Source organism: Terrabacter sp. C0L_2, from assembly GCF_036352015.1.
GTDB classification, from domain to species: domain Bacteria; phylum Actinomycetota; class Actinomycetes; order Actinomycetales; family Dermatophilaceae; genus Terrabacter; species Terrabacter tumescens.
The window spans coordinates 2936342-2954571 of sequence record NZ_CP143557.1 but is presented as its reverse complement, the minus strand read 5'-3'; the positions used below and the strand labels follow the sequence as shown (position 1 = coordinate 2954571).

19 protein-coding genes are annotated in these 18230 nt (G+C 71.6%); 2 read left to right on the top strand and 17 right to left on the bottom strand.

All coding sequences use genetic code 11. The features are described 5' to 3' along the window. Positions 1 to 40: 40 nt before the first annotated feature. The 13 genes from gmk to efp form a co-directional block, all read right to left on the bottom strand. Positions 41 to 661, bottom strand: coding sequence for a guanylate kinase (gene gmk, locus U5C87_RS13480; protein WP_330473066.1), 621 nt, complete (start codon positions 659 to 661; stop codon positions 41 to 43). Beyond that, entirely contained in the window at positions 661 to 978 is a 318-nt protein-coding gene (mihF, locus tag U5C87_RS13475; protein WP_030201881.1) for an integration host factor, actinobacterial type, read from the bottom strand. Before mihF ends, gmk begins: the two co-directional genes overlap by 1 nt. 142 nt (positions 979 to 1120) lie before the next feature. Further along, positions 1121 to 1579: a hypothetical protein gene (locus tag U5C87_RS13470; RefSeq protein ID WP_330473065.1), complete on the bottom strand. Its 459-nt coding sequence runs from the start codon at positions 1577 to 1579 to the stop codon at positions 1121 to 1123. A 25-nt stretch (positions 1580 to 1604) separates the two neighbouring features. Beyond that, the gene (gene pyrF, locus U5C87_RS13465) at positions 1605 to 2447 is read right to left on the bottom strand and encodes an orotidine-5'-phosphate decarboxylase (RefSeq protein WP_330473064.1); all 843 of its coding nucleotides are present in this window, start codon (positions 2445 to 2447) and stop codon (positions 1605 to 1607) included. A 59-nt stretch (positions 2448 to 2506) separates the two neighbouring features. Further along, on the bottom strand, positions 2507 to 3457 hold the full coding sequence (locus U5C87_RS13460) for a dihydroorotate dehydrogenase (protein WP_330473063.1): 951 nt from the start codon (positions 3455 to 3457) through the stop codon (positions 2507 to 2509). After that, positions 3457 to 4347: a dihydroorotate dehydrogenase electron transfer subunit gene (locus U5C87_RS13455; protein ID WP_330473062.1), complete on the bottom strand. Its 891-nt coding sequence runs from the start codon at positions 4345 to 4347 to the stop codon at positions 3457 to 3459. The genes U5C87_RS13460 and U5C87_RS13455 overlap by 1 nt, the downstream gene beginning before the upstream one ends. Next, positions 4344 to 7679 (bottom strand): carbamoyl-phosphate synthase large subunit, encoded by a 3336-nt coding sequence (gene carB / locus U5C87_RS13450; protein ID WP_330473061.1) that lies wholly within the window; start codon positions 7677 to 7679, stop codon positions 4344 to 4346. The genes U5C87_RS13455 and carB overlap by 4 nt, the downstream gene beginning before the upstream one ends. Beyond that, positions 7679 to 8875, bottom strand: a complete 1197-nt coding sequence (gene carA, locus U5C87_RS13445; RefSeq protein WP_330476693.1) for a glutamine-hydrolyzing carbamoyl-phosphate synthase small subunit — start codon at positions 8873 to 8875, stop codon at positions 7679 to 7681. The genes carB and carA overlap by 1 nt, the downstream gene beginning before the upstream one ends. Positions 8876 to 8895: 20 nt before the next feature. Next, entirely contained in the window at positions 8896 to 10254 is a 1359-nt protein-coding gene (locus U5C87_RS13440) for a dihydroorotase (RefSeq protein WP_330473060.1), read from the bottom strand. After that, complete coding sequence (locus tag U5C87_RS13435; RefSeq protein WP_330473059.1) at positions 10251 to 11243, bottom strand: aspartate carbamoyltransferase catalytic subunit; 993 nt, start codon at positions 11241 to 11243, stop codon at positions 10251 to 10253. Before U5C87_RS13435 ends, U5C87_RS13440 begins: the two co-directional genes overlap by 4 nt. After that, entirely contained in the window at positions 11240 to 11764 is a 525-nt protein-coding gene (pyrR, locus tag U5C87_RS13430; RefSeq protein WP_030201846.1) for a bifunctional pyr operon transcriptional regulator/uracil phosphoribosyltransferase PyrR, read from the bottom strand. The genes U5C87_RS13435 and pyrR overlap by 4 nt, the downstream gene beginning before the upstream one ends. A gap of 254 nt (positions 11765 to 12018) precedes the next feature. Next, positions 12019 to 12432: a transcription antitermination factor NusB gene (nusB, locus tag U5C87_RS13425; RefSeq protein ID WP_030201845.1), complete on the bottom strand. Its 414-nt coding sequence runs from the start codon at positions 12430 to 12432 to the stop codon at positions 12019 to 12021. A 16-nt stretch (positions 12433 to 12448) separates the two neighbouring features. After that, on the bottom strand, positions 12449 to 13012 hold the full coding sequence (efp, locus tag U5C87_RS13420; RefSeq protein WP_330473058.1) for an elongation factor P: 564 nt from the start codon (positions 13010 to 13012) through the stop codon (positions 12449 to 12451). Positions 13013 to 13220: 208 nt separating this feature from the next. On the opposite strand from efp, the gene U5C87_RS13415 reads away from it, so the two are divergent. Then, entirely contained in the window at positions 13221 to 15311 is a 2091-nt protein-coding gene (locus U5C87_RS13415) for a HelD family protein (RefSeq protein WP_330473057.1), read from the top strand. A gap of 10 nt (positions 15312 to 15321) precedes the next feature. Here the strand turns inward: U5C87_RS13415 and U5C87_RS13410 are convergent, their stop codons facing one another. Further along, a complete protein-coding gene (locus tag U5C87_RS13410) occupies positions 15322 to 15615 on the bottom strand; it encodes a hypothetical protein (RefSeq protein WP_330473056.1) in 294 nt (97 codons plus the stop codon). A gap of 154 nt (positions 15616 to 15769) precedes the next feature. After that, the gene (locus U5C87_RS13405; RefSeq protein ID WP_330473055.1) at positions 15770 to 16108 is read right to left on the bottom strand and encodes a DUF488 domain-containing protein; all 339 of its coding nucleotides are present in this window, start codon (positions 16106 to 16108) and stop codon (positions 15770 to 15772) included. 445 nt (positions 16109 to 16553) lie between these two features. On the opposite strand from U5C87_RS13405, the gene U5C87_RS13400 reads away from it, so the two are divergent. Beyond that, positions 16554 to 17033: a hypothetical protein gene (locus tag U5C87_RS13400; protein WP_330473054.1), complete on the top strand. Its 480-nt coding sequence runs from the start codon at positions 16554 to 16556 to the stop codon at positions 17031 to 17033. A gap of 89 nt (positions 17034 to 17122) precedes the next feature. On the opposite strand, the gene U5C87_RS13395 is transcribed toward U5C87_RS13400, so the two are convergent. Both U5C87_RS13395 and aroQ read right to left on the bottom strand, forming a co-directional pair. Beyond that, positions 17123 to 17560 carry a hypothetical protein gene (locus tag U5C87_RS13395; RefSeq protein ID WP_330473053.1) on the bottom strand — a complete coding sequence of 146 codons (438 nt, stop codon included), beginning with the start codon at positions 17558 to 17560 and terminating at the stop codon, positions 17123 to 17125. A gap of 222 nt (positions 17561 to 17782) precedes the next feature. Further along, positions 17783 to 18220, bottom strand: a complete 438-nt coding sequence (aroQ, locus tag U5C87_RS13390; RefSeq protein ID WP_030201799.1) for a type II 3-dehydroquinate dehydratase — start codon at positions 18218 to 18220, stop codon at positions 17783 to 17785. Positions 18221 to 18230 lie beyond the last annotated feature (10 nt).

Here is an 18230-nt window from a genome sequence, read left to right as displayed (position 1 = left end):
GGCCGTATGCCGTGGGCTGGCACACACATCAGGGCGGGACTCACCGGTCGGCGCGTCCCGATCTCATCAATGATACGAGTTCTTCGCTCGCCCGACGAACATCGTCGTTGACGACGACCTCGTCGAACTCGCTCTGGGCGGCCAGCTCGGACCGCGCCGTGTCCAGCCGGCGCTCCCGCTCGGCCTCGTCCTCGGTGCCCCGGCCGACGAGCCGGCGCACGAGCTCGTCCCAGCTCGGCGGCGCGAGGAAGACGAAGAGGGCCTCGGGCCACGTCTCGCGCACCTGGCGGGCGCCCTGCAGGTCGATCTCGAGCAGGGCGTCGCGCCCGCTCGCGATGACCCGCTCGACCGGGCCGCGCGGGGTGCCGTACTTCGCGGCGCTGTGCACGACGGCGTGCTCGAGGAACTGGCCGGCCTCGACGAGCCGGTCGAACTCCTGGTCGTCGACGAAGTGGTAGTGCACGCCGTCGACCTCGCCGGGGCGCGGTCGACGGGTCGTCATCGAGACGGAGAACCAGACACCCGGGAAGTGCGTGCGGACGTACTCCGCGATGGTGCCCTTGCCGACGGCCGTCGGGCCCGCGAGCACGGTGAGCCGGCCCCGACGGGGTCCGGCTGCGTCGTGCTGGGGCTCCGCGGTCGAGGTCGTGTCCGCCGCCATCACGGCTTCTCGAAGCGGTGCAGCAGCGCCGCGACCTGGTTGGCACCGAGGCCACGCACGCGGCGCGACTCGGCGATCCCGACCTCGGCCATGATCGCCTTGGCGCGGACGCGGCCGACGCCCGGCATCGACTCGAGCAGCTCGGTGACCTTCATCTTGCCGATGACCGCGTCGACCTTGCCGTCCTCGAGGACCTCGGCGAGCGAGCCGCTGGAGTACTTCAGCCGGTTCTTGACCGCGGCCCGCTCCCGACGTGCGGCGGCAGCCTTCTCGAGTGCTGCGGCCCGTTGCTCGGGGGTGAGCGGTGGAAGCGCCACGGTCTTCGGTCTCCTTGCTGCTTCGGGAGCGCCCCGCGCCCCCGTCGTCTTCACGTCTCGTGTTGTCTCCGCCGAACCTAGCGAGCGGGCAGCACGGGCCGCAACGCGGGGCCGGGCAATCCGGTGGCCGCGGCCCTCGCCCTCAGCGCGACAGGTCGACCTGACAGGTCTCCCGCGCATGCACCTCGATGCGCTTGGCCGAGGCCTCGAAACCCTGCATCCGCTTCGTCAGGGCCGACAGGTCGGGGTTGGCGACCGTGAACTGCTGCACGAGCGTGCGCAGCGAGGCCCAGTCGGCCTTCACCTCGTCGGGCGCGCTCGCCTCGACCTCGGTGACGGAGGTCATGAACCGGGCGGCGGCCGCGGGGTCCTGGAGCACCGCGGTGCCGCCCTTCCAGTCGGCCTGCACCGAGCGGAGCACGTCGCAGTACTCCCCCGGCGATGACGACGCGCAGCCGCCGAGGGCGGTCGTGGTGACGAGCAGGGCGAGCAGCGCGCGCCCTGCGCGACGACCAGGCGTCCGCCCGGCCTCCCTGCGCCCCACCCGCGTCGACATGCCCACACCGTATGCCGTGTGGCCGGCGCCGTCCTGCGACTCCACCGAAGCGTCCCCGGGCCGACCGACGTCAGCCGCGCAGGGACTCGACGACACGCTGGGTCTGCGCGACGAGACGACCGGGCTCGGGGCCGGCGCCGAGGATCTCGCGGCTCGACGAGGCGAGCACCTGGTCCCGGGCGGGTCCGAAGGTCGACGCGAGCGACTCGACGGTGCCGCCCTGCGCGCCGAAGCCCGGAGCCAGCACCGGGGTCGCGGCCTCGACGAGGTCGAGCCCGAGGTCGTGGACGGCGCTGCCCACGGTCGCGCCGATGACGAGACCGACGCTGCCGAGCTCGCCGCGGCCCCGCGCGGGCGCGTTGTCGCCCCGGGCCCCGTGCACCATCGAGCCCGCCACGGACTCCCCGTCGCGCATGGCGTGCTGGACGCCCGCGCCCTCGGGGTTGGAGGTCAGCGCGAGGACGAAGAGCCCACGCCCGGTCCTGGTGGCGACGTCGATCGCGGGCCGCAGCGACTCGTAGCCGAGGTAGGGGCTCACCGTCAGCGCGTCGGGCGGGGCCACGGCGTGCTCGCCCAGGTAGGCCTCGGCGTACGCCGACATCGTCGACCCGATGTCACCGCGCTTGGCGTCGAGGATCGTCAGCGTGCCCGCCTCGCGCAGCTCGACGAGTACCCGCTCGAGCACGGCGAGCCCGCGGCTGCCGAAGACCTCGAAGAAGGCCGACTGCGGCTTGACCACGGCGACCCGCCCGGCGAACGCCTCGACGCAGGTCAGCGCGAACCGCTCGAGACCGGCGACGTCGTAGGACAGGCCCCACGACTCGACCAGCGCCCGGTGCGGGTCGATGCCGGCGCACAGCGGCCCGTGGGTCCGCATCGCGTCCTGGAGGCGGGCCCCGAAGGCCTTGCTCATCGTCGGTCTCCCTTTGTCCTGGGTGTCTGTGTGGTCGGGGCCGGCGTCGGGGTGGCTCGTCACCGGCCGTGCGCGACGGCCACGGCGTCGGCGAAGCGCTCGAAGCCCTTGGCCTCGAGCAGCTCGCACAGCTCGCGCAGCACCCGCACCGGCGCGGACGGGTCGTTGAAGACGGCCGTGCCGACCTGGATCGCGCTGGCTCCGGCGGCAACGAGCTCGAGGGCGTCGCGCCCCGTGCGGACTCCCCCGACTCCGATGATCGGCACCGTCGGCATACGACCCTCGAACATCGCCTGGCGCACCTGCCAGACGGCGCGCACCGCGACGGGGCGGATGCCCGGCCCGGAGAGGCCGCCCGTGACGCCGCCGAGCTGGGGGCGCATGCGGTCGGTGTCGATGACCATGCCCAGCAGGGTGTTGATCATCGTCAGGCCGTCGGCGCCGGCCTTGACGCAGGCCGCCGCGATGGCGGTGATGTCGGTGACGTCCGGGCTGAGCTTGGCGTAGACCGGGAGGTCGCGCGGGAGCTGCTCGCGCACGAGCGCGATGACCTTGGCCGAGGCCAGCGGGTCGCACGCGAAGACGAGCCCGCGGTTGGCGACGTTGGGGCACGAGATGTTGACCTCGACGCCGACGACGGCGTCGAAGGCGCGGCTGGCGCGCAAGGTCGCCGCGACGTGGGCGTACTCCGTGCTCGAGCTGCCGGCGATCGAGGGCAGCACGCGCGCGCCGACGGACTTGAGCCACGGCAGGTCCTCGTCGACGAACGCGTCGATGCCCGGTCCCTGCAGGCCGATCGAGTTGAGCATCCCGGAGGGCGTCTCGGCCATGCGCGGCGTGCCGCGACCCGACCGGGGGTCGGCCATGACCGACTTCGTGACGAACGCGCCGAGGTCGGCGACGTCGAAGAAGCGGTGCAGCTCCTTGCCGTTGGCCGCGCAGCCCGAGGCCGTCATGAGCGGGTTGGGCAGGCGGCGGCCCGCCCCGAGGTCCGTGGACAGGTCGACCATCAGTGGCCACCCACCCTCGGAGCGCCGACGGCATCGTCCGGGACGCGCGCGTGACCGCCGTCGAAGGCGTCCCAGCGGACGCGGTCGCCGCGGAAGACGGGTCCCTCGACGCACGAGCGCACCATCCGCGTCTTCCCGTCGGAACCGACGACCGGCATGACGCAGGTCATGCAGACCCCGACGCCGCAAGCCATCGACTCCTCGACGGCCACCTGGGCGACGGCGCCGTGCGCCTGCGCGACCCGGGTGATCGACTCGAGCATCCCCATGGGGCCACAGCCGTAGACGACGCCGGCCCCGGTGCGGTCGATGATCTCGGGCAGCGGGTCGCTGACCCAGCCCCGCTGACCGGCGGAGCCGTCGTCGGTCGTGACCGTGACGCCGTCGCAGCTGCGACGGGCCTCGACCACGCCGAAGAGCTTGTCCTCGCTCGCGGCGCCGAGCACCATCTCGACGTGGCAGCCGCGGTCGCGCAGCTCGCCGGCGAGCCAGAAGAGTGGCGCGCTGCCGTAGCCGCCGCCGACGAGGACGCAGGCGACGGGCTCGGTGGGCAGCGGGAACGCCTTGCCGAGAGGCCCGACGACGTCGATCGTGTCGTGCGGCTGGCGCTCGACGATCCACCGCGTGCCGACGCCGACGGCCGAGACGACGATCTCGACCGTGCCGCCGTAGGTGCCGCTGGGGCTGACCTTGTGGATCGAGAAGGACCGTCGCAGCAGGGTGCCCGAGGTCTCGCCGCCCACGGCGAGCGCGACGAACTGGCCCGGGCGGGCGAGCTCGGCGACGCCCGGTGCGACGAGGGTGATGTGTTGGTAGGCCCCGACCCGGCGGGTGGCGATGACCTCGGCCACCTCCTGGGTCACCCGGGCCCGCACGGCGCGCTCGCTCATGCGCCCACCGCCGCCGTGGCGGCGCGCGACTCGTGCCGGCCATAGAGGTCGAGGTCGCGGGCGTGGTCCTGCAGGGACTTCACCCGGATCTCCTCGGTCAGGCCGGCCTCGATGCCGAGGACGGCCGCCGCGAGCGTGGCGATCGTCGTGATGATCGGCTTGTCGGCGCTCGTCGTCGCGGCCCGGATGGCGTAGCCGTCGGCTCGGGCGTCCTGCCCCGACGGGGTGTTGACGACCATCTGGACCGTGCCGTCGAGGATGAGGTCGACGATCGACTTCTCGCCCGGGGCGTCGCCGTCGCGCTCGGTGATCTTTCGCACCACGGTGGCCTCGATGCCGTTGCGCTTCAGCACGGCTGCGGTGCCGCGCGTCGCGAGGATCGTGAAGCCGAGGTCGACGAGGCGCTTGACCGGGAAGAGCATGGCGCGCTTGTCGCGGTTGGCGACCGACACGAAGATCGCGCCGGAGCGCGGCAGGGCCGAGCCGCTGCCCTGCTGGGCCTTGGAGAAGGCCGAGCCGAAGTCGACGTCGATGCCCATGACCTCGCCGGTCGAGCGCATCTCGGGACCGAGGAGCGAGTCGACGGCGACGCCCTCCTTGGTGCGGAAGCGCTTGAAGGGCAGCACGGCCTCCTTGATGGACACCGGCGCGTGGTCCGGCATGCGGCTCCCGTCGCCGGTGGCCGGCAGCAGGCCCTCCTCGCGCAGCTCCGCGATGGAGGCGCCGAGCATGACGCGCGCCGCGGCGCTCGCGATCGGCACGCCGGTCGCCTTGGCCACGAACGGCACCGTGCGCGAGGCGCGGGGGTTGGCCTCGATGACGTAGAGGATGTCCTGGGCCAGGGCGAACTGCACGTTCATCAGGCCGCGTACGCCGATGCCCTCGGCGAGCTTGCGCGTCGCGACGCGGACCCGCTCGAGCTCGCCGTCGCCGAGGGTGGCGGGCGGCAGGGTGCACGAGCTGTCGCCCGAGTGGATGCCGGCCTCCTCGACGTGCTCCATGATCCCGCCGAGGTACATGTCCTCGCCGTCGAAGATCGCGTCGACGTCGATCTCGATCGCGTCGTCGAGGAAGCGGTCGACGAGGACCGGGTGCTCCGGCGAGGCCTCCGTGGCCTTCTCCATGTAGGTCACGAGCGAGTCGTCGTCGTAGACGATGACCATGCCGCGGCCGCCGAGGACGTACGAGGGCCGCACGAGCACCGGGTAGCCGATCTCGCGGGCGATGACGAGCGCCTCGTCGGAGCTGTAGGCCGTGCCGTGCTTCGGGGCGATGAGGCCCGCCTTGGCGAGCACCTGGCCGAAGGCGCCGCGGTCCTCGGCGAGGTGGATGGCACCGGGCGACGTGCCGACGATCGGCACACCCTCGTCCTCCAGGGCCTGGGCAAGGCCGAGCGGCGTCTGGCCGCCGAACTGGACGATGACACCCGCGATCGGGCCGGCCTGGCTCTCGGCGTGGATGACCTCGAGGACGTCCTCGAGGGTCAGCGGCTCGAAGTAGAGGCGGCTGCTCGTGTCGTAGTCGGTCGACACGGTCTCGGGGTTGCAGTTGACCATGACCGTGTCGAATCCCTTGTCGCGCAAGGAGAACGACGCGTGGACGCAGGAGTAGTCGAACTCCACGCCCTGCCCGATCCGGTTGGGGCCCGAGCCGAGGATGATGACGGCCGGGCGCTCGCGCGGCTCGACCTCGGTCTCCTCGTCGTAGGAGCTGTAGTGGTACGGGGTGCGCGCCGCGAACTCCGCCGCGCAGGTGTCGACGGTCTTGTAGACCGGGCGCACCCCGAGGGCGTGGCGCACCCCGCGGACGACGGCCTCCGGCATGCGGCGGATGGACGCGACCTGGGCGTCGCTGAAGCCGTGCTTCTTGACGAGGCGGAGCAGCTCGGGCGTCAGCTGCTCGGCGTCGGCGAGCATCGTCGCGACGTCGTTGAGCAGCGCGATCTGGTCGAGGAACCACGGGTCGATGCCGGTGGCCTCGTGGACCTGCTCGACGGTGAGGCCGCCGCGCAGAGCCTGCTGCACCAGGACGATGCGGCCGTCGGTCGGGACCTTGGCCTCCTCGAGCGCCCGCTCGGCCTGGACCCTGGTGATCGCGCCGTCCCAGTGGAAGCTCGCGCCCTTCTTCTCGAGGGAGCGCAGCGCCTTCTGCATGGCCTCGGTGAAGTTGCGGCCGATCGCCATCGCCTCGCCGACCGACTTCATCGTCGTCGTCAGCGTGGGGTCAGCGGCCGGGAACTTCTCGAACGCGAAGCGCGGCACCTTGACGACGACGTAGTCGAGGGTCGGCTCGAAGCTGGCCGGCGTCTCGCGGGTGATGTCGTTGGGCACCTCGTCGAGCGTGTAGCCGATGGCCATCTTCGCGGCGATCTTGGCGATCGGGAAGCCGGTCGCCTTGGAGGCCAGGGCGCTCGAGCGGGAGACGCGGGGGTTCATCTCGATGACGATGATGCGGCCGTCGGCCGGGTTGACGGCGAACTGGATGTTGCAGCCGCCGGTCTCGACGCCGACCTCGCGGATGACGGCGATGCCGATGTCGCGCAGCCGCTGGTACTCCCGGTCGGTCAGGGTGAGCGCGGGAGCGACGGTGATCGAGTCGCCGGTGTGCACGCCCATCGGGTCGAGGTTCTCGATGGAGCAGACGACGACGACGTTGTCGGCGTGGTCGCGCATGACCTCGAGCTCGTACTCCTTCCAGCCGAGGATGGACTCCTCGAGGAGCACCTCGGTCGTGGGGCTGTACTGGAGCCCGGCGCCGCCGAGGAGGCGCAGGTCGGCCTCGTCGTAGGCGAAGCCCGACCCGAGGCCGCCCATCGTGAACGACGGGCGCACGACGACCGGGTAGCCGAGCTCGTCCGCGGCCGCGAGGAGCTCGTCCATCGAGTGGCAGATGAGGGACTTGGCGGACTCGGCACCGCACCGCTCGACGACGCCCTTGAACTTCTCGCGGTCCTCGCCGAGCTGGATGGCCTCGACGTTGGCGCCGATGAGCGGGCAGCCGTACTTCTCGAGGACGCCGTTCTCGTGCAGCGAGATCGCGCAGTTGAGGGCCGTCTGGCCGCCGAGGGTCGCGAGCACCGCGTCGGGTCGCTCCTTGGCGATGATCGCCTCGACGACCTCGGGGGTGATCGGCTCGACGTAGGTCGCGTCGGCGAACTCGGGGTCGGTCATGATCGTCGCCGGGTTGCTGTTGACCAGGATGACGCGGATGCCCTCCTCGCGCAGCACGCGGCAGGCCTGGGTGCCGGAGTAGTCGAACTCGCAGGCCTGGCCGATGACGATCGGCCCGGAGCCGATGACGAGGACGCTCTTGATGTCTTCACGCTTCGGCATCAGTGGGTCCCCTCGCTCGCCGAGATCTGCTGGTGGGTGGTCTGTCGGTTGGTCATGAGCTCCAGGAAGCGGTCGAAGAGGTAGGCGGCGTCGTGCGGGCCGGCTGCCGCCTCCGGGTGGTACTGCACCGAGTAGGCAGGCAGGTCAAGGCATTCCAGCCCCTCCACGACGTCGTCGTTGAGGCACACGTGGCTGACGCGGACGCGGCCGTATGCCGTGTCGCTGTCCTTGTCGAGGGGCACGTCCACGGCGAAGCCGTGGTTGTGCGCGGTCACCTCGACCTTGCCGGTGGTGCGGTCCATGACCGGCTGGTTGATGCCGCGGTGGCCGTACTTCAGCTTGTAGGTGCCGAAGCCGAGCGCGCGGCCGAGCAGCTGGTTGCCGAAGCAGATGCCGAAGAACGGGATGCGGCGGTCGAGGACCTCGCGCAGCAGCGCCACCTCGTGCTCGGCGCTGGCCGGGTCACCGGGACCGTTGGAGAAGAAGACCCCGTCGGGGCCGGACTCCCCCACCGCGAGCACGTCGTCGATCGACGCGGTCGCAGGCAGGACGTGCACCTCGATGCCACGCTGCGCCATGAGCGCCGGCGTCATCGCCTTGATACCGAGGTCGATCGCGGCCACGGTGAAGCGCTTCTCGCCGACGGCCGGGACGGCATACGGCTCGGTGGTCGAGACCTCGGCGGCGAGGGCGGCGCCAGCCATCTGCGGGCTCGTGCGGACGGCGTCGAGCAGCTCCGCCTCCGGACGGCCCGCGGCGTCGCCGCTGAAGATGCCGACGCGCATGGCGCCGCGCTCGCGCAGGTGGCGCGTCAGGGCGCGGGTGTCGATCTCGCAGATGCCGACGACGCCTTGGTCGACGAGCTCGTCCTCGAGGTCGCGCGTCGCGCGCCAGTTCGACGAGCGGATCGCGGGGTCGCGGACGACGTAGCCCGCGGCCCAGATGCGGGTGCTCTCGTCGTCCTCGGTGTTGACACCGGTGTTGCCGACGTGGGGCGCCGTCATGACGATGACCTGACGGTGGTAGCTCGGGTCGGTCAGGGTCTCCTGGTAGCCGGTCATGCCGGTGGAGAAGACCGCCTCACCGACCGTCTCACCGACGGCTCCGTAGGACGCTCCACGGAAGGTACGGCCGTCCTCGAGGACGAGAGCCGCGGCCTCGCGCCTGCGGGCGGGCCTGCCGTCCCGGCTCGGCACGGTCAAGGGTGTCTGGGTGGTCACAGGTCTGCTCCCGTGGTCGTCGCGTTCGTCAGTTCTCGTTCGGTGCCCCGTCGGGTGGGAGCACCGTCCGCGCCGTTGCGGACGTCGTGGGTGACGCGGCCCGCGTGGACCGTCGCGAGGACGGCTCCTCGCAGGGTGCGCCCGTGCCACGGGTTGTTGCGCGAGCGGCTGCGGCTCGCGGCGGCGTCGACGGTGACCTCACGGTCGGGGTCGACGAGGGTGATGTGGGCGGGGCTGCCGACGGCGAGCTCCCTCCCCTGGTGGGCGAGTCCGCCGATGTGGGCGGGTGCGGTTGACATGACGCGGGCGACGTCGGCCCAGTCGAGCAGCCCCGAGCGCACCATGACGTCGCTGACCACCGAGAGGGCCGTCTCGAGGCCGAGCATGCCGAAGGCCGCGTCGACGAAGGCGTGCTCCTTGTCCTGGCGGGCGTGCGGCGCGTGGTCGGTCGCGACGGCGTCGATGGTGCCGTCGGCCAGCGCCGCTCGCAGCGCCTCGACGTCCTCGCTGGGCCGCAGCGGCGGGTTGACCTTGTAGACCGGGTCGTAGCCGAGCAGCAGGTCGGTCGTCAGGGCCAGGTGGTGCGGCGTGACCTCGGCCGTGACGTCGATGCCCTGGGCCTTGGCCCAGCGGATCACCTCGACGGTGCCCGCGGTCGAGACGTGCGCGACGTGGACGCGCGAGCCCGTGTGCCGGGCGAGCATGACGTCGCGCGCGACGACCGACTCCTCCGCGATGCCGGGCCACCCGGGCAGGCCGAGCCGTCCCGAGACCTCGCCCTCGTGGCAGCAGGCCTCCCGGCCGGCGAGGCGGGGGTCCTGCGCGTGCTGGCTGATGACCCCGCCGAACGGCTTGATGTACTCGAGCGCCCGTCGCATGATGCGCGCGTCGTGGACGCAGTGGCCGTCGTCGCTGAAGACCCGCACCTTGGCGCGGGACCGGGCCATGAGGCCGAGCTCGGCGAGCTCCGCGCCCTCGAGGCCCTTCGTCACGGCGCCGACCGGGACGACCTCCGTCAGGCCGCAGGCCCGGCCGAGGTCGAGCACGCGCTCGGCTGCCTCGGCGGTGTCGGTGACGGGGCTCGTGTTGGCCATCGCGAAGACCGCGGTGAAGCCGCCGGCGGCGGCCGCGGCCGAACCGGTGGCGATCGTCTCGGCGTCCTCGCGGCCCGGTTCGCGCAGGTGCACGTGCAGGTCGACGAGGCCCGGCAGCGCGACGAGCCCGTCGGCGTCGAGCACCTGGGCGTCGGACGGCGCCGAGACCGAGCCGACCTCGGTGATGACGCCGTCCTCGACGAGCAGGTCGGCGGCGTCGGCGCCGAGCAGCCGCGCGCCGCGGATCACGAGGCGGGTCATCGGACGGCTCCTTCGGTGGCAGCGACGGGCGCGGGCGTGTCGTCCCCCGCGAGCAGGTGGTAGAGCACGGCCATCCGCACGGCGACGCCTGCGGAGACCTGGTCGAGCACGACGGACTGCGGAGAGTCGGCAGCCTCGGGCGCGATCTCGAGGCCGCGGTTCATCGGGCCGGGGTGCAGCACGAGCACGTCGTCGTTGCGGGCGACGATCCGCTCGAGGCGGTCGCGGGTCAGCCCGTAGCCGACGGTGTACTCGCGAGCCGTCGGGAAGTAGCCGCCGCTCATCCGCTCGCGCTGGACGCGCAGCATCATCACGGCGTCGACCGGCCCGTGCTCGCCCTCGCCGTCGAGGACCGGGTCGAGGTCCCAGCTCGTCGCGAAGCCGTCGGCCGCGCTCCACGCCTCGATGCCGCTCGGCATGAGCGTGGGCGGGGCGACGACCGTGACGCGCGCACCGAGGGTCTTGAGGGTGATGACGTTGCTGCGGAAGACCCGCGAGTGGGTGAGGTCACCGACGATGACGACGTGCTTGCCGGCGAGGTCACCGAGGCGCGTACGCAGGGTGTAGGCGTCGAGCAGGGCCTGCGTCGGGTGCTCGTGAGTGCCGTCCCCCGCGTTGATGACGCTGCACCGCACCCACTGCGCGACCTGCTGGCAGGCGCCCGAGGCGTTGTGGCGGATGACGAGCGCGTCGACCGCCATGGCGTCGACGGTCATCGCCGTGTCGCGCAGGCTCTCGCCCTTGCTCGTCGAGGAGCCCTTGGCCGAGAGGTTGATCGTGTCGGCCGACATCCACTTGCCCGCGATCTCGAAGGAGCTGCGGGTGCGCGTCGAGTCCTCGAAGAAGAAGTTGATGACGGTGCGGCCGCGCAGGGTCGGCACCTTCTTGACCTCGCGGCGCTGGAGGTCGTGCATCGACGAGGCCGTCTCGAGGATGTCCTCGACCTCGGCGCGGGTCAGGTCGGCGGAGGAGATGAGGTGCTTCGTCATCGGGCGTCACCGCCGCTGATGCGCACGACGTCGAGGCCGTCGACCTCGGCGACCCGGACGTGCACGCGCTCGGTGCTCGACGTCGGGAGGTTCTTGCCGACGTGGTCGGCCCGGATCGGCAGCTCCCGGTGGCCGCGGTCGACGAGGACCGCGAGCCGTACGGCTCGGGGACGGCCGAGCTCGGAGAGGGCGTCCAACGCGGCGCGGATCGTCCGGCCGGAGTAGAGCACGTCGTCGACGAGCACCACGACCTTGTCGTCGATGCCGCCGTCGGGGATGCGGGACCGGTGGGCCGTGCGCACCGGGTTGCGGCGCAGGTCGTCGCGGTGCAGCGTGATGTCGAGCTCGCCGACGGGCACCGCGTGGCCCTCGACCTGCTCGATGCCGGCGGCGAGGCGGCGCGCGAGTGGCACACCGCGCGACGGGATGCCGAGGAGCACCAGGCCCTCGCTGCCCTTGTTGCGCTCGAGGACCTCGTGGCCGATGCGGCGGAGCGCCCGGGCGATGTCGCCCTCACTCATGACGTCGCGAGCGTCCTCGGGGATGCTCGAGCGGTCGCTCGATGACTGGGCAGATGCACTCAGGTCAGGGCAGGTCACAGCCGCTGGACCTCCTTCCCCGCCTCACAGGACGGTGGTTAAAGGATGTCTTCGCGGTGGAGTCTAACGCGGCGCCGGACTCGCCCCGACACCGGTCCAGTCCTCGGCACGCCGCGCCGCCGGAACGCATGAAGCCACCCGCATTCGGGTGGCTTCGTGCGTGTGCTGCGGAGTCGTCAGACGATGGTGGCCTTGACCTCGGCCAGCCGGCCGAGCAGGCCGTTGACGAACGCCGGCGACTCGTCGGTCGACAGCTCGGTCGCGAGCGTCACGGCCTCGGAGATCGCCACGGCGTCGGGGATCTCGTCGTTCCAGAGGACCTCCCACGCGCCGAGGCGCAGGATCGCGCGGTCGACGGCGGGCATCCGCTCGAGCGTCCAGCCCTGGCTGTAGTCGGTCAGGGCCGCGTTGATGTCGTTCCACCTGGCCACCACGCCGCGCACGAGCTCTGCCGTGTAGGGGTTGTTGGCCGCCCGCGACTCGCGGTCGCCGAGGCGCTCGTCGAGGAGCGTCTCGGCGTTGAGACCGCGCTGGTCCGCCTCGAAGAGGATGTCGAGGGCCCGCGTGCGGGCCTTGCTGCGTGCTGCCAAGGGAGTTCGCGTCCGATCAGTCGTTGACGCGGCCGAGGTACGACCCGTCGCGGGTGTCGACCTTGACGCGCGTGCCGGTCTCGAGGAAGAGCGGCACGTTGATCTGGGCGCCGGTCTCGAGGGTCGCGGGCTTGGTGCCACCGGTCGAGCGGTCGCCCTGCAGCCCGGGCTCGGTGTGCGTGATCTCGAGGACGACCGAGGCGGGGAGCTCGACATAGAGCGGGGCGCCGTCGTGCGTGGCGACGATGGCGTTCTGGTTCTCGAGGAGGTAGTTCGCGGCGTCGCCGACGACCGTCTCCGACACGTTGATCTGGTCGTAGGTGTCGGTGTCCATGAAGACGAAGTCGGTGCCGTCCTTGTAGAGGTACTGCATCGTCCGCTTGTCGACGTTGCTCGTCTCGACCTTGGTGCCCGCGTTGAACGTCTTGTCGACGACCTTGCCGGAGAGGACGGCCTTGAGCTTGGTGCGCACGAAGGCCGGCCCCTTGCCGGGCTTCACGTGCTGGAACTCGACGACGGACCAGAGCTGTCCCTCGAGGTTGAGCACCATGCCGTTCTTCAGGTCGTTGGTCGAAGCCATCGTCACAAACCACTTTCGTATGCCGGCCGGCCCGGTCGGGTGCCGCTGGGCACGCCGGAGCCCCGGACGTTCTTTGACTTGGGGAGTTGCCGCACGAGTCTAGCCGGGGGTCCGCCCGATCGCGGAATCGTCACGGCCGCCGCAGCCTGCCGGGGTGTAGGCTCGCTCCTCCCCCTCGCACCCCCGGCCCACGAAAGGCGGCTTCGTCATGCCCCCGTCCCCGAGCGCCGAGCCGAGCACGGAGACCCCGGAGACCAGGGACACCACGGACGCGCTGAGCGGTGAGCTCGCGAGGGAGCAGGCCTACCTCGACGCCGCGAGGGCGCAGCTGACCCGGATGCGCGAGCTGGCCGAGTCGCTCGACGCGTCGAAGGCGAGCGACGCCATCTCGGGCGAGGTGCTCGGCTGGGTGCTGGCCCGGCGCATCGCCTCGCTGCAGGACGACCCGCGCACCACCCTCTTCTTCGGTCGCATCGACGTCGACCCGCCGGACGGTCCGCCCGAGCAGTTCCACATCGGTCGCCGACACGTGTCCGACGAGGCCGGCGACCCCGTCGTCGTCGACTGGCGCGCCCCGATCTCGACCGCCTTCTACCGTGCGTCGCCGCTCGAGCCCATGGACGTCGTGCTGCGGCGGCGGTTCGGCGTCGACCGCGGGCGCCTCACCGCGCTCGAGGACGAGCACCTGCGCGAGCCGGCGTCGGCCGACTCGGCCGGCTCGATCCTCGCCGCCGAGATCGAGCGCCCCCGCACCGGCCCGATGCGCGACATCGTCTCGACGATCCAGCCGGAGCAGGACGAGATCGTCCGGAGCGACGTCACGGTCAGCGTCTGCGTGCAGGGGGCGCCGGGCACCGGCAAGACCGCGGTCGGGCTGCACCGCGCGGCGTGGTTGCTCTACTCCTTCCGCGAGCGCCTCGACCGCTCCGGGGTACTCGTCGTCGGGCCCAACCGGGCGTTCCTCGACCACATCGGCGCCGTGCTGCCCTCCCTCGGCGAGGTGCGCGTCGGCCACGCGACGATCGAGACCCTCCTCGAGCACGGCACGGTGCGGGCCGACGAGCCGGCCGACGTCGCGACGCTCAAGGGCGACGCCCGGCTCGCGTCGGTGCTGCGCCGGGCCGTGTGGTCGAGCCTCGTGCGTCCCACGGAGGCGCTCGTGGTGCCGCGCGGCGTGCGCAAGTGGCGCGTGCCGGCATACGAGGTCGCGGGAATCGTCGACGAGCTCGCCGCGCGGGGCGTGCGCTACTCGGCCGCGCGCGACCTGCTCCCCCAGCGGCTCGCCCACCACGTGCTCCTCGAGATGGAGCGGGCCGGCGACGCACCCGACGACCGGGTGCAGGACGCCGTGGCGAAGTCCGCGGCTGTCAAGAAGTACGTCTCGTCGGTGTGGCCCCCGCTCGACCCGCAGGGCGTGCTGCACCGGCTCTGGTCCGACCCGGATGCGCTGCGCGCCGCGGCCGGTGACGACCTCACCGACGACGAGCAGCGGATGCTCCTGTGGGACAAGCCGGCCCGCACGAAGGGCGCCGCCCGCTGGTCACGCGCCGACATGGCCCTGCTCGACGAGGTCGACGACCTGCTGCGGCGGGTGCCGAGCCTCGGGCACGTCGTGCTCGACGAGGCCCAGGACCTCTCCCCCATGCAGCTGCGCGCCGTCGGGCGACGGGCCTCGACCGGCTCGGTCACCGTGCTCGGCGACATCGCCCAGGGCACGACGCCGTGGGCGACGGCCTCGTGGGAGGAGGCGATGCGCCACCTCGGCAAGGATGACCACGACCTCGTCGTGCTCGACCGCGGCTTCCGCGTGCCGGCCGTCGTCATCGAGTACGCCGCCCGTCTGCTGCCCGTCATGGCTCCCGGGCTCGGCGCACCCGTGTCGGTGCGCGACAACCCGGGCCGGCTCGAGATCCGACCCGCAGCGGCGGCCGGCCTCGACGCCGAGGTCGTGCACGCGGTCGAGCGCGCCGCGAGCGCCGCGGGGTCGGTCGGCGTCATCGTGCCTGACGCCGACGTCGAGCGCGTGTCCTCTGCGCTCGCGTCGAGCGGTATCCCCCACGGACGACTCGACCGCGACCACGGCGACGACGAGGACCACCAGGTCGAGGTCGTGCCCGCCAGCGTCGCCAAGGGGCTCGAGTTCGACCGCACCGTGGTGCTCGAGCCGGCTGCCATCGCGGCAGCCGAGCCCGACGAGCGCACCGGCCTGCGCCGGCTCTACGTCGTGCTCACCCGCGCCGTGTCGGAGCTGACGATCGTGCACGCCCAACCCCTGCCCGAGGCGCTCGGCGCCGCCTGACCGGCACCGGTCACTGCAGACCCCGGTGGCCCGCCCATCGCTCGGCGGCGCGGTCCGCGGCCGCCGCGATGAGCGTCACGAGCTCGGGACGGTCCGGCACGGTGAACGAGACGTAGGCTCCCCGGCCGCCCTCGACGGGTCGGCCGTACGCCTTGGCCGCGAGACGGCCGTCGGGCAGCATCCGCACGTTGAGCGTGTCGAGCCGGAAGACCTGACCGCGGCGGGTGTCGTTCCACCGCAGCGCCTCGGGGACCGTCACATTGATCGCCATGGCGCTGACGACGAGCTGCTCATCCTCACCCATGACAAGCAGGCTCGCACAGGACGGCGAATGTCTGCCTGCTCAGACGCCCGGACACCACGTGCTCCGCGCGGCATGAGCGGTCTTTCCCATCGCCGGCACCGAGGGCGTGGCAAGTCGCTGTGATTTCCTTGACTGGAGTCCGCACCGGCCGGGCTCATTCACGAAGGATGGCGGCGAGGACTGCCGCTTCGCTGATGTCGGCATTCTTGGTTGCCGTCAACAGGGTCAACCGCTGACCGCTCGCCAGCTCCCGAAGGTGATCCAAAGCCCGGGCGCGCGCCGGGTCATTGAGCTCGGCAAGATAACGCTGGCTGAACTCCTCGAACTTCGCCGGCTCGTGTCCGTACCACTCGCGCAGTTCGGTGGAGGGCGCCACGTCCTTGGACCACTCGTCGAGATGGGCGTCGACCTTCTTCACTCCGCGTGGCCACAGGCGGTCCACCAGGACGCGCTTTCCGTCTTGCTCCTCCGCCGGTTCGTAGATCCTGCGCACTCGTACGTCTCGGGGACTCTTCGTCACGATCCCGCCCTCCAGCGCCGATGGATCCGCTGACTACGACGCCGACGCGACGCACTGGGTGAATGAGGGGCGCGATTCGGTGTTCGATGGCGGCCATGAGCGAGTTTCGCACAGCCCCCTCGTGCCTCGCTGATGACGCGTGGAGCGGCATGAGCGTGAACATCAGGTCCCGCGCGCGGTCCCTCGTTTTTGAGTGCGGCGGCTGGCGCTCGTTGGCACACTCCGACCTATGGGCGGAGAGGGCGTGCAGGCTCATCGGTGGCGACGACTCTTGCGACGGCGGAGTGCAACGGCCGCGGTCACGATCGCTGCTGCTGCCCTGTCCGTCTGCCAGTTCATCAGGAACCTCGGTAGGCGTAGGGGACCGGGCCAGTCTCCTACGCCTAGCCGCATGGGCTCGGCAGGCAGGCTGCGGGGCGTGACGCGCCGACGTGGCAGGCCCTTCGCGGTCGTAGTCGCCGCGGCCGTTCTGGCGGCCGGGATGGCCGCGTGCGGCACGGACGCGGCCGACCAGAAGGTCACCGACCGGCTCGCCAAGCTGGACGTCATGACCGTGCCTCCGGGGGCGACCGAGTTGTCGCGGACGAGCGTGAAGGGTGGTGGTAACAGCGTGATCCGCACCAGTTCGTCGGTCACCCTCGTGTACGCGACCGCGCAGACGCCCCTCGAGGTCAAGAAGGACTTCCATGCGCGCCTGGGCTCGCGGTGGCGGCTGCTCGATAACGGGGCGGCATCTCTCGGCGCGTGGCGAGCCGGTGGTTCCCCGGCCCCGGCCCCGGATCTGTATGCGGACACCACCGCTGATGTGGTGGCGCGCCTGGTTACGCCCACGGACAAGGTGCCGGCTGGCAGCCAGTCCGTGGTGACGGTCGAGGTGTCGGCCACGCGGCCGGCGTGAGGTGATTCAGCAGCGCCTGCCATGCGGAGTCGTGGCGGGCCAGACGGTTGCCGTCCCTGTGCGGCTCAGTCATGAGCGTGCGGATCAGGTCAGTCGTTCCGACCGCGTCCACGCAAAATCGCGTCGGCCTCGACCCCGAGCACGGGGTCACCTCGGAACCGCTCGATGACCTCGCGTCCCGCTCCCGGGGCCATCCGATTTCCGATGCGGTTGACCGGCCTGAGGAAGTAGATACGCGTTTCGCCAAGATCTTCGTTGTCCAGAATCGACAGGAGGTCGTCATAGTGGGCGCGCAGTGCGCACGCACTCAGTGTTGTCGCGAGGCCATCGCGGGATTCTGGGCGGTCGTCCGCTAGGTAGATGCTGAGTAGCTCCGGCCAGTGCTTGCGCGCGACCTCCTTGGTGAACCCCCGTGCGATGCCGTTCAAGATTCGATCGGGATAGTCGAGTCGGAGGTGTTTCACCAGCAGCGGGTATGCCGTCTCACCGAGTTCGGGGTGCTCGTAAAGCTCCCAGGCCGAGCCCACCGGAGTCCCGGCGGCCCGAAGTCTTCGACCAGCGGCCGCTCTGCGCGCTCCAGTTCGGCGCGGCGGGCTCTGTGTTCCGCCTCTTGGCGGTCACAGCTCGCTCGGTACTCCGGATCGTTGCGATACCGATCCTCGAGCTCCTGCATCAGCTCGGTCGCAGTGACGGGTCCGCGGCGTCGCGTGGGCATGTCTGGACCTTACGACCTGGTCGGCCGCGAGGCGTCAGACGAGAGCGCGCAGCGCGAGCAGGTAGGACTGCAGGCCGAACCCGGCGATGGTGCCCGTCGCGACACCGGCGACCACCGAGGTGTGCCGGAACTCCTCGCGGGCAGCGGGGTTCGACAGGTGCACCTCGACGAGGCTGCGACCGCTCGTCGTCACGATCGCGCACGCGTCGCGGACGGCATACGAGTAGTGCGTGAAGGCCCCCGGGTTGAGCACGACGTCGGCGCCGACGTCGACGGCCTCGTGCAGCCAGTCGATGAGCTCGCCCTCGTGGTTGGTCTGGCGGCAGTCGGCGACGAGACCGAGGTCGCGGGCCTCGCGCTGCACGGCGGCGTGGACGTCGTCGAGCGTGTCCGAGCCGTAGACCTCCGGCTCGCGGGTGCCGAGACGGCCCAGGTTGGGGCCCGACAGGACGAAGACCGTGGGTGCCGTCATGGCGGCGAGT